5 protein-coding genes, 1 pseudogene and 1 riboswitch are annotated in these 7,603 nt (G+C 66.8%); of the genes and pseudogenes, 3 read left to right on the top strand and 3 right to left on the bottom strand.

Annotated elements, in window-relative coordinates; all coding sequences use genetic code 11:
• Positions 1 to 17: 17 nt before the first annotated feature.
• Both I5M_RS13330 and dsbD read right to left on the bottom strand, forming a co-directional pair.
• A pseudogene (locus tag I5M_RS13330) lies at positions 18 to 649 on the bottom strand (DsbA family protein).
• A gap of 23 nt (positions 650 to 672) precedes the next feature.
• Positions 673 to 2,472 carry a protein-disulfide reductase DsbD gene (dsbD, locus tag I5M_RS13325; RefSeq protein WP_022721852.1) on the bottom strand — a complete coding sequence of 600 codons (1,800 nt, stop codon included), beginning with the start codon at positions 2,470 to 2,472 and terminating at the stop codon, positions 673 to 675.
• 101 nt (positions 2,473 to 2,573) lie between these two features.
• On the opposite strand from dsbD, the gene I5M_RS13320 reads away from it, so the two are divergent.
• The gene (locus tag I5M_RS13320) at positions 2,574 to 3,233 is read left to right on the top strand and encodes a winged helix-turn-helix domain-containing protein (RefSeq protein ID WP_022721851.1); all 660 of its coding nucleotides are present in this window, start codon (positions 2,574 to 2,576) and stop codon (positions 3,231 to 3,233) included.
• The gene (locus tag I5M_RS13315) at positions 3,230 to 4,564 is read left to right on the top strand and encodes a sensor histidine kinase (RefSeq protein WP_022721850.1); all 1,335 of its coding nucleotides are present in this window, start codon (positions 3,230 to 3,232) and stop codon (positions 4,562 to 4,564) included. The genes I5M_RS13320 and I5M_RS13315 overlap by 4 nt, the downstream gene beginning before the upstream one ends.
• Positions 4,565 to 4,630: 66 nt before the next feature.
• Here I5M_RS13315 and I5M_RS13310 read toward each other — a convergent pair whose 3' ends face one another.
• Complete coding sequence (locus tag I5M_RS13310) at positions 4,631 to 5,860, bottom strand: O-succinylhomoserine sulfhydrylase (RefSeq protein ID WP_022721849.1); 1,230 nt, start codon at positions 5,858 to 5,860, stop codon at positions 4,631 to 4,633.
• Between the two features lie 72 nt (positions 5,861 to 5,932).
• A riboswitch (SAM riboswitch) is annotated at positions 5,933 to 6,012 on the bottom strand.
• A gap of 111 nt (positions 6,013 to 6,123) precedes the next feature.
• On the opposite strand from I5M_RS13310, the gene I5M_RS13305 reads away from it, so the two are divergent.
• Complete coding sequence (locus I5M_RS13305; protein ID WP_040771701.1) at positions 6,124 to 7,230, top strand: 2'-deoxycytidine 5'-triphosphate deaminase; 1,107 nt, start codon at positions 6,124 to 6,126, stop codon at positions 7,228 to 7,230.
• The last annotated feature ends 373 nt before the right edge of the window (positions 7,231 to 7,603 follow it).

Below are 7,603 nucleotides of genomic sequence, written 5' to 3'. Positions count from 1 at the left end.
CAGCGACATCGTCAGGCTTACTTCGCGGTTTGACGGCCGCGCGCTTGCGCCACCACTTTCTTGACGCATCAGCATCCAGCGCCGCCGCGACCTTGTAGGGGCCGATCAGATACACCGGCGTGCCCTGCAGGCCCATCGAATCGGCCTGCGACAGCGTCCGCCGCAACAGGGCTGTGATCGCATCGCCGTGCGTATCGAGGTCGGTTTGCAGCTTCGGCATGTCGACGCCGGCGGCTGCGACGGCATCGCGCATCTGATCCTTGGAGATACCGTGACCCGGGATCGCCATCATGGCGTCGTGAGCCGCCTGATACTTGCCCTGGAACTTGGCGCCGAGCGCCATCTGCGCACCGTACACCGAGGCTTCGGTGAGGATCGGCCAGTCCTTGTAGACCAACCGGATCTTGCCGTCGTCGTGAACCACGCGTTCGAGATCGGGCTCGGCTTTCTTGCAGAACGGACAGTTGTAGTCGAAGAACGTCACGATGGTGACGTCCCCTTTGGGATTGCCGTTCTCGGGTGCGTCCGGATCATGCAGGATCGCATTGGCATCGATGCCGTCGGCCCAGGCCTGCGGCCCACGCAGGTACTGGAACAGCGGCGCGGCGGCGAGTGCGCCGAATAGCATCAAAGATTGTCTGCGGTTCATCGAAGTCTCCTCGGAAATCGTCGTCAGGAAGATGCGCCGACGCGTTGCAGCGTCTGCGCGAAAGCATCGGCGGAGGTTTCGCCGACGATGCGGGCCACGGAAATCTCGTCGCCGCTCTGCGCGCGCAGAAATACCACGGTGGGCGGACCGACCACGTCGAAGCGCTTCATGAGCGCCGTGCTGTCTTGATTAGTCGCGGTGACGTCGACGCGAAGCTGGGTCACGCCGGCCAGTTGCCGTTGCACGCCCGGCGCGGCGAACACGTCGCGCTCCATCGTCTTGCAGGCCGTGCACCAATCGGCGGAGTAATCGATCATGATCGGCCGGCCGGCGCGGCGCGCCTGCGCGATCGCCTTATCGAGCGCCGGCAACGACGTCACGGTCTTGATGGCAGCGGCCGACGCGGGCGGGGCATTGCCGCCGAAGAAAACGGCGAGCGGCCGCATCGGATCGTCGGCTCCACCCGCGGCGCCGACGATCAACGCGGCTCCATAGATGAAAAGCGCCAGACCCGCGGCTTTGCCCAGGCGCCGGACGGCGCCGCTCGCCGCGGCGAGCCGGTCGAACGCGCCGACGAACACCGCGGCGCCGATCGCCAGTGCCGCCCACAACAGCAGAGTGAACGTGCCGGGCAGCACGCGTCCGATCAGCACGATGGCAACGCCGAGGAACACAACGCCGAACGCTTTGCGCACGGCGATCAGCCACGGACCCGAGCGCGGCAGGATGCCGCCGCCGAACGTCCCGACCAGCACGAGCGGCGCCCCCATGCCGAGCCCGAGGGCGAACAGTGCCCCTGCACCCCGTGCCGCATCGCCGGTCTGCGCGACATACAGTAAGGCCGCCGCCAGTGGCGGCGTCACACATGGACCGACGATCAGCGCCGAGGTGAAGCCGAGCGCAGCCGCCCCGAGCAGCGGGCCCGCGCCGCCGGCGACACGGCGCGTCAGGCTGTCGCCGAAGCTTGCGGGCAGCTGCAGTTCGAACAGACCGAAACTCGACAGCGCCAAGGCGACGTAGATCGCCGCCATGACGGCGAGCGCGGCCGGCGTCTGGAGGACGGCCTGCAGATTCTGGCCGGACCACGCGGCGACCACGCCGAGCAGCGCATAAGCGCCGGCCATCGCCAGCGTGTAGATGCCGGCCAGCGCAAAACCACCCATCGGCGACGGCGTGCCGGCCCGCGTCAGCATGCCGGCGACGATCGGCACCATCGGCAGCACGCAGGGAGTGAACGCCAGCAGTAAACCGAAGCCCGCAAAGGTCAGGAGCAACGGCAGCCAGGCTTGCGTCATCGAGGGCAGCAGATCTGACCCGCCGCTCGTCGGCGCAGCCGAGTCGTCCGCAGCGGGCGGCGTCGGCCAGTCGATCTGCGGCCCCGACCGGGCAGCGTCCGCAACCGTGACGTTGCCCGTGATCAGATCGGCATGCGCAGTGACCGGCGGATAGCAGATGCCGCGCTCGGCACAGCCTTGATACACGACATCCAGGCGCGTGGCGCCGTTCAGGGCATCGTTCGGAACAAGCGCCGTGAGGTTGTTGTGATAGACCTCGGTGGCGCCGAAATTCGGGTCGTCCTTGACCTCGCCGGCCGGCAGGTCGACCTTCAGCCGCGCGCCATCCGGCGTCCGCACCACGATCTTGTCGCGGTACAGATAGTCGCCCGGCGCGATCGTCCAGGTCAGCCGCGCACCGTCGCTGCCGGCTGAAGCCGACAGGACGAAGGGCAACGCCTTTGCTGCATCGGCCGCGACACTGACGGCCGCGGCTGCGAACGCGAAAACGACAAGAATGATGAAGCGACAGAAGCAACGAAGTGCCATGGTTCCCCGCGATCAGGAGCGGACGCGTAGCACTGTCGCCCGCCAGCTTAAGCCAGCCTTAAGGCTGAGGTCGCAGGTGCTGGAGCAGAGGTGATCGATCCATGCGCATTCTGGTGATCGAGGACGACGCGATGATCGCAGACGGCATCCGTGCCGGGCTCGCGCTCGGCGGCGCGAGCGTCGATTGCGTCGCGACCTGCGAGGATGCACGCGCGGCGCTGGCGGCCGGCAGTTTCTCGGCGATCGTGCTCGACATCATGTTGCCGGACGGCAGCGGCATCGATCTGCTCCGCAGCATTCGCGGCGGCGGCGACGCGACGCCGGTGCTGCTGCTGACTGCACTCGACGAAGTCGGCGATCGCATCGCCGGACTCGACTCCGGGGCCGACGATTATCTCGGTAAGCCGTTCGATCTCGACGAGCTCGGTGCGCGGTTGCGCGCCATCGTCCGCCGTCGCGACGGACGCGCCGCCACTTGTCTCGAACACGGTTCTATCAAGTTGTTCCCCGCGGAGCGCTCCGCCATGCTGGGCGAGGCTGCCATTCCGCTGTCGCGGCGCGAATTCGCGGTGCTGCATGCACTGATGGAGCGTCCAGGCGTCGTGCGCTCGCGCGGCGAACTCGAAGAGCGGCTTTACGGCTGGAACGACGAGATCGACAGCAACGCCGTCGAAGTCCACATCCACAATCTGCGCAACAAACTCGGCCGCACCGCGATCGAGACCGTGCGCGGCATCGGCTATCGGATGAAACCGCAATGATCGGATCACTACGACTGCGGCTGTTTCTCGTCCTGTTCGGCGCCACCGGAATCGTCTGGGTCGCGGCCGCGATCTGGATCGCCACCAGCAGCCAGCGCGAGCTCGAGCACGTACTCGATACCAGGCTGCAGGAGGCCGCGCGAATGGTGGCGTCGCTGGTCGGCAGCATGGATGGCCGCGTTCCGAAGACGCTGCCCTCGATGCAGGCTCCGCTGCCGGCCGGCAACTACGAGCGGCAGCTGTCGTGTCAGGTCTGGTCCCTGACTGGCACGATGATCGCGCGCTCCAGCGGCGCACCCGAAAAGGAGCTGAGCAACGAACCGTCGGGCTTTTCGGAACGCCAGGTCGACGGCGAAACGTGGCGGATCTACGCGATTCAGGACGAGGCCAAGGGTTTTCGCGTGCTGGTGGGCGATCGGCTGGGCTTGCGCGATCGCCTGGTCTCCGACTTGATCAAGGGTGTGATGGCGCCGGCGCTGCTGATCGCGCCGCTGCTCGGGCTGATGATCTGGATCTGCGTCTCCCGCGGGCTCGGGCCGTTGCAGTCGATCGCATCCGATTTGCGTCGGCGCGGCGCCGACGACATGAGCCCGGTCGACGCCAGCCGCGCACCCTCGGAAATCCAACCGCTCACCGATGCGCTGAATACATTGTTCGGCAAAGTGGCGCTGGCGCGCCGCCACGAGCGGGAGATCACCGCGTTCGCGGCGCATGAACTACGTAGTCCGCTGACCGCACTGAAGACCCAGGCGCAGGTCGCGCTCGCTGCCAACGATCCGGCGGTGTCGCGCGCCGCGCTGCATCAAATCCTGCTCGCCGTCGATCGTGCCGCCCGGCTGGTGCGCCAACTTCTAACGCTGGCGCGGCTCGATGCACAGGACCAGATCGAAGACGTCGTGCCGGTGGAGCTGCAGCCGCTGATCGACGACGTCGTCCGCGCGACACCGCACGCAGATGGAGTCGCCGTGATCGTCGATCAGACGTTGGCGCATGTCACCTGGACGGGCAATCGCGAATGTTTCGAGCTGGCGCTGCGCAACCTGCACGAAAACGCCGTGCAGTATCTGCGCGGCGGCGGCGAGGTGTGCTGGCGGGCGGATGCCGGCGGCCACATGATTGTGGTCGAGGACACCGGCCCAGGCGTGCCGGACGACGAAATCGGGAAGATCGGCCAGCGCTTCTTCCGCGGTCGCAACAAATCGCCGATAGGCAGCGGGCTCGGCCTCGCCATCGCGACGCTGGCGCTGAAGCGCACCGGCGCCGAGCTCCGCCTCGCCAATCGCACCGACCGCAGCGGCTTCCGCGCGACGATCAGAATGCAGCGCGCGTAAGTGGAGCGAAGCGCTCGAAGCGGGCTGCTACCAACCGGGCTCGCGAGCGCTTCACATCCGTTGCCGTTACGCCTTCTGCAGCGCCGCCAGCAGATCCTCGATCAGGTCGTCCTTGTGCTCGAGCCCGACCGACAACCGGATGAAGCCGTCGCTGATGCCGAGTTCGGCACGGGCTTCCGGCTTGAGGCGCTGATGCGTCGTGGTCGCCGGGTGCGTCACCAGGCTCTTGGCGTCGCCGAGATTGTTGCTGATCTTCACCAGCTTCAGCGCGTTGAGGACACGGAACGCGCCGGCCTTGCCGCCCGTCACTTCGAAGCCGACCAGCGTCGAACCGGCGCCCATCTGCTTCTTTACCGTGGCGGCCTGCGGATGATCGGCGCGGCCGGGATAGACCAACCGCGGCACCTTGGCATGACCGGCGAGCGCATCGGCGATCGCCGCCGCGTTGCTGGTCTGCTTCTCGACGCGGATCGACAACGTCTCCAGGCCCTTGAGCAGCACCCAGGCATTGAACGGCGACAGCGACGGGCCGGTCTGGCGCAGATACATCTGCACGTGTTCTTCGATGAAGGCGGTCGACGACAGCACCACGCCGCCGAGACAGCGGCCCTGGCCGTCGATGTGCTTGGTGGCGGAGTACACGACGACGTCGGCGCCGAGCTTGAGCGGGCTCTGCCAGATTGGCGTCGCGAACACGTTGTCGACCACAAGGCGCGCACCGCCCGCATGGGCGATCTCGGCGATCGCGGCGATATCGAGCACGTCGAGTGTCGGGTTGGTGGGGCTCTCGAGGAAGCAGGTCTTGGTATTCGGCCGCATGGCGGCCTGCCACTGGTCGAGATCGAGGCCGTCGACCAGCGTCGACTCGATGCCGTAGCGCGGGCACAGATCCTCGACGATGTAGCGGCACGAGCCGAACATCGCCTTGGAGGCGACGACGTGATCGCCGGCGCGCAGCGGCGCCAGGATCGCCGCCGTCACTGCCGCCATGCCGGTGGCGGTGGCGCGCGCCGCCTCGGCGCCTTCGAACTCCGCCATGCGCTGTTCGAAGCTGAACACGGTCGGGTTGGAGAAGCGCGAATATTGGAAGCCGGCATCGTCGCCGGTGAAGCGCGCTTCGCACTGCTCGGCGCTGTCGTAGACGAAACCCTGTGTGAGGAAGATCGCCTCGGAGGTCTCGCCGAACTGCGATCGCAGCGAGCCTGAATGCACCAGGCGGGTCTCGCGGCGATAATGCGCGGTGTCGGGAAGCGGAATAGTGGGCTTGGCGGATTCTGAGTTAGCTTGGTCGGACATAGGGTCTCCCATGTGCCCGACACGCACGGCGCGGGCACAAAAAAACCGGCCTGGGCTCACGCCTCCGGCCGGGACCAATTGTCCCCGGCCTGTTTAGCGACTTGTTTAACGTGGCTGCAAGCCGGCCGGCTCAAATCACCACGGGATAAATCGGCTCTTAGTCCCCCGCGCTCTTCCCGTCAAGCTGGCGTTCGGCTAGCCGTGTTGGAGCCTGTACCCTGCGTTGCCCGGAGAGCATGGCCAGCCTCCGAAGGACCAAGACCGTGCCGTTCAGCCTGCCGCCCGATGCCCGTGGAATTCTGCCCGACCGCATGATCGCCGCGATGGCGGAGTCGGGGCTGATCCTGCCGGAATATCCGTTCGTCGAGAGCCAGATTCAGCCGGCCAGTCTCGACTTGCGGCTCGGGCCGATCGCCTACCGCGTCCGCGCCAGCTTCCTGCGGGGCCCGGACTCGACCGTTGCCGAGCGCATCGACGAGCTCAAGCTGCACGAGATCGACCTCAGCGACGGCGCCGTGCTGGAGACCAACTGCGTCTACATCGTGCCGCTGTTGGAAAGCCTGGCACTGCCGAAGAGCATCGTCGCCGCGGCCAATCCGAAGAGTTCGACCGGCCGGCTCGACGTCTTCACCCGCGTCATCGCCGACGGCACGCGGCGCTTCGACATGATCGGCGCCGGCTATCACGGCCCGCTCTATGCGGAGATCAGTCCGAAGACATTCCCGGTGCTGCTGCGCGAAGGCTCGCGGCTGTCGCAAGTCCGCTTCCGCACCGGCCACGCCACGCTCGATGCCGACGAACTCGAAGCCCTGCACGATCTCGAGCGGCTGGTGGACAGCGACGACGCCGATCTCGCCGGCGGCGTCGCGCTCAGCGTCGATCTGTCGGGCGAAAACTCCGGCGGCTTTGTGGGCTACCGCGCCAAGCGACACACCGGCGTCGTCGATATCGATCGCCGCGGCGGCTATGCGATGGGCGAATTCTGGGAGCCGATCGCGGCGCGGCCGGACGGCACGCTGATCCTCGATCCCGGCGAGTTCTACATCCTGGCATCGAAGGAAGCCGTCCAGGTGCCGCCCGACACGGCGGCCGAGATGGTGCCGTTCGATCCATTGGTCGGCGAATTCCGCGTGCACTATGCCGGTTTCTTCGATCCCGGCTTCGGCTACGAAGGCGCTGGCGGCACCGGCGCGCGCGCAGTGCTGGAAGTGCGCTCGCGCGAGGTGCCGTTCATCCTCGAGCACGGCCAGATCGTCGGCCGCCTGATCTACGAAAAAATGCTGTCCCGACCGGCCTCACTCTACGGCCAGCGCATCGGCTCCAACTACCAAGCCCAGGGCCTGAAGCTGAGCAAGCATTTTCGGGTGTAGCTGAACGCGCGCACGCTGATTGCGCCAGAGCGGTGCTGCTCTTGGTGGAATCGGATCGAGAAGCGATTTTCGCCGTCTTCCCGAGATGCCCGCGGGGCCGCGCCACGCGCGGCGCCTGGCCGCAAGCTCAGGCGGATCAGCAGGCCGTTCGTAATGCGATTAGCTTGCTCATCGATCCGTCGTGGCCGGGCTTGTCCTGGCCGTCCACGTGTTTCTTGTGGTTTCGTGGATGCCCGGCACAAGGCCGGGCATGACGGGGAGGAGACGCGCTGCCGGAGGTTGGTAGCAACCTCCGGTCTCATCAGCCGACATGACGTGGATCGGCAACGGACCTGAGCTGGCGGCGAACCGCGCCGCGCTCAGTCGCTGATGC

Source organism: Rhodopseudomonas sp. B29 (assembly GCF_000333455.1).
Lineage (GTDB): Bacteria > Pseudomonadota > Alphaproteobacteria > Rhizobiales > Xanthobacteraceae > Rhodopseudomonas.
The sequence above is the reverse complement of the archived record's forward strand: the minus strand, read 5'-3'. Positions and strand labels throughout refer to the sequence as shown.

Coding starts and splice junctions, on each gene's coding strand:
- dsbD (WP_022721852.1), bottom strand. CDS start 2,472: ATGGCACTTCGTTGCTTCTGTCGCTTCATCATTCTTGTCGTTTTCGCG.
- I5M_RS13320 (WP_022721851.1), top strand. CDS start 2,574: ATGCGCATTCTGGTGATCGAGGACGACGCGATGATCGCAGACGGCATC.
- I5M_RS13315 (WP_022721850.1), top strand. CDS start 3,230: ATGATCGGATCACTACGACTGCGGCTGTTTCTCGTCCTGTTCGGCGCC.
- I5M_RS13310 (WP_022721849.1), bottom strand. CDS start 5,860: ATGTCCGACCAAGCTAACTCAGAATCCGCCAAGCCCACTATTCCGCTT.